This is a genomic window from Synechococcus sp. H60.2 (assembly GCF_047462315.1).
Lineage (GTDB): Bacteria > Cyanobacteriota > Cyanobacteriia > Thermostichales > Thermostichaceae > Thermostichus.
The window spans coordinates 1-2,853 of record NZ_JANSIZ010000135.1; the positions used below are offsets into that span (position 1 = coordinate 1).

The following is a 2,853-nucleotide window of genomic DNA, read 5'->3' on the forward strand; positions in this document are numbered from 1 at the left end:
GGCAGAAGAAGAGACAAAAGCTCTGCTGTCAAGCGGGTGAGGAAACCCCACCCGCCTACGCGGTGGGGTAGTTCATATGACCTTGCCCTCGGACGTGATTCTTCCCTTCAGTTTGCTGGCCCGCTCTTCGGCTTCCTCGGTAATGAGAGGCAGTTGCTCTAACACCTCGCCGGGGTATTTTTCCAACACCCGCAGAGAGAGCGCTATCCGCCCTTTGGCCTCATCCACATCGATGACCACGGCCTTGAGCGGCTGACCAGGCCGGAACAAGTCGGATAAGGAGGCAACAAAGCTTTGGCTGACCTGCTTGATGTGCAACAGCCCGCTGCCCCCCTCCTCCAGCTCCACGAAAACGCCGAAGGGCTTGAGGGCGCTGACCTTGCCCCGCACCACCTGGCCGGTGGTGTAGATTCCCAGGCTCTCAGCCTGTCGCGCTACTCGCTGGGAGAGCACCAGCTTGTTGGCAGCAGGGTTGACTTCCAGCAAACTGGCGGTCAGCGATTGGCCCACCAGCTCTTCTAGATCTTCCCGTTGGTTGAGATGCGAGCGAGGAATAAAGCCCCGCAGCCCCTGCACATCCACCAGCACCCCACCCTTGTTGGTGCCGATCACCGGGGCAGTTACTGTCTGGCCATTGGCCTGTTTTTCGGCCAGCTCCTCCCAAAGTCGCTTCAGCCGCAGCCGCCGCGCCGAGAGCACGATTTGCCCTTCCGAGTCCTCTCGCAAGATGAGAAAATCGGCTTCGCTTTTGAGGGGAAAAAGCCCGCTCAAATCCTCTCCTGGGCGGATCCCGGCTTCCTTCAGGGGCAAAAAGGCCGGCGACTTGCCGCCGATATCTACCAAGGCCCCATCGTTCTGGTGCTGGAAGATGCGACCTCGCACCACCTGTCCCGGTTGAAAGTCAAGGCTTTGCGCCTCCAGAGCCTTGGCAAAATCTTCCGAAGAAAACGTATCGGCAGCCTGAGAGCGAGGGAAACGAAAGGTCATGGAAAGGAAGCCATTCGAGAGGCAATGGGTTTCAGGATAACCCAAAACCTGCCAGGGATCCCAGCCCCTCTCGTCCGCCTCAGCGGGAAGAGGTGCTCACCCTCTTGAGCGGAGGCCAAGCCCAGGGCATCGACACCGGCAGCTTTACCTAGATGTAATACATCAACCTGGCCTGTTGCTGTTGCGCCTGCCGGTCGCAGAGGTCTTGCAAGGTCGTTTTTTGGAGAATGCCCACCGCTGCCGCCTGGGCATCTTGCCAAGCCTGCCAGAGCACCTGGCGCTCCGGCGAGAGATCGCCGCTGGGCAAGTCCCGGGAGCGGCTGAGATCTTCTCCCTCGATGGCCTGAATGATGTCCAACAGGGAGATCTGCCAGGGTGGTCGAGCCAGAGAATAACCCCCTTTGGCACCCCGCTGGCTGCGTACCAGGCCCTGCCTGCGCAGCGTGGCCAGCAACTGCTCCAGGTAGCGGTCGGGAATCGACTGATGGGCTGCGATCTCCTTGATCTGCAATACCCGGCCATCATGGTAGTACTGGGCCAACTCCAGAAGAGCTAGGAGAGCGTACTCACTTTTACAAGACAGTTCCAAAATACCCATCCTTCCTGCAGGGATCAGGTCTATGGTACTCCGGTTTCCCGCCGGAGTTTTGTGAGATCCCCTTTGGGTTAGCGGTGGGTTCGGCCTGTATGGTGGAATAGGCCCCTTTGGGAGTGGTTTATGGCAAGTGTTGGCCCCCTATCCGGTTCAGCGCGGATCCCGGCGGAGCGATTGCAAACTTTGCGGCAGCAGATCGGCAAGCTGATCGCCAACGTCGAGTCGGTGTTTCAAGGCAAGCCACAGGTGGTGCAGGCGGTGGTGACGGCCCTGGTGGCGGAAGGCCATGTCTTGCTGGAGGACGTGCCGGGAGTGGGCAAAACCACGTTGGCGCGGGCCATTGCCCGCAGCTTGGGGGCCAAGTTTCAGCGAATTCAATTTACCAGCGACCTCCTGCCAACTGACATTCTTGGCCTCACCCTCTTCAACAAAGAGAAAGGGGAGTTTGAATTTCGCCCAGGCCCCATTTTTGCCCATGTCATCCTGGCCGACGAGATTAACCGCACCTCTCCCCGCACCCAGAGTGCCCTGTTAGAGGCAATGGCGGAAAAGCAGGTTTCGCTGGATGACCGCACCTACCCGCTGCCCAGTCCCTTTATGGTGTTGGCCACCCAAAACCCCTTGGAGTATCACGGCACCTATCCCCTCCCGGAAAGCCAGTTGGATCGGTTTTTGGTGCGGCTGTCCATCGGCTACCCCAGCCCTGAGGTGGAGCGGGCTTTGCTGCTGCAGCGACAGCAGGCAGAGCCGGTGGAGGCTCTCCAGCCGGTGCTTTCCCTGGCGGAGCTGCGGGAGATCCAGGCGGCGGTGGATCAGGTGTACCTGGATGGATCCCTGGCCGACTATCTGCTGCAGGTGGTGCAGGCGACACGCGCCTCCAAGCTTTTGCGGGCTGGCGTGTCCACCCGCGGGGCATTGGCTTTGGCAAGGGCTGCACGGGCACAGGCGTTGGTGAGAGGGCGGAGCTTTTGCCTACCGGAAGATCTGCAAGCTTTGTTTGTGCCGGTGCTGGCGCATCGCATTTCTTTAGCCGGATCTGGGGACATGACGAGCAACCGACGGCAGGAAGCAGAGGCCGTCATCCGCGACATCGTGGCAACGGTTGAGCCGCCGGTTTGAGGAGGGATCCCCTGGGCAACAATAGAAGCCAACGGTCTTGGGCAGAACTGCGGATGTCGGATCCCAATCAAGAAATTAACGTAAGGTGCGGAATTCCCCACCGTCTATACGGTGGGGAGGGATAGCACCCTCTGACTGATTCTGGATGTATT

Annotated in this window: 3 protein-coding genes; 1 reads left to right on the forward strand and 2 read right to left on the reverse strand. The window is 59.7% G+C overall.

Annotated features, from left to right (window positions below):
• Window positions 1-72: 72 nt before the first annotated feature.
• Window positions 73-987 (reverse strand): S1 RNA-binding domain-containing protein, encoded by a 915-nt coding sequence (locus NW845_RS12680; protein ID WP_414378788.1) that lies wholly within the window; start codon window positions 985-987, stop codon window positions 73-75.
• 148 nt (window positions 988-1,135) lie between these two features.
• Window positions 1,136-1,576, reverse strand: coding sequence for an RrF2 family transcriptional regulator (locus NW845_RS12685; RefSeq protein ID WP_414378790.1), 441 nt, complete (start codon window positions 1,574-1,576; stop codon window positions 1,136-1,138).
• 129 nt (window positions 1,577-1,705) lie between these two features.
• On the opposite strand from NW845_RS12685, the gene NW845_RS12690 reads away from it, so the two are divergent.
• Window positions 1,706-2,701, forward strand: a complete 996-nt coding sequence (locus tag NW845_RS12690) for an AAA family ATPase (protein WP_414378789.1) — start codon at window positions 1,706-1,708, stop codon at window positions 2,699-2,701.
• The last annotated feature ends 152 nt before the right edge of the window (window positions 2,702-2,853 follow it).

Coding starts and splice junctions, on each gene's coding strand:
- NW845_RS12690 (WP_414378789.1), top strand. CDS start 1,706: ATGGCAAGTGTTGGCCCCCTATCCGGTTCAGCGCGGATCCCGGCGGAG.
- NW845_RS12680 (WP_414378788.1), bottom strand. CDS start 987: ATGACCTTTCGTTTCCCTCGCTCTCAGGCTGCCGATACGTTTTCTTCG.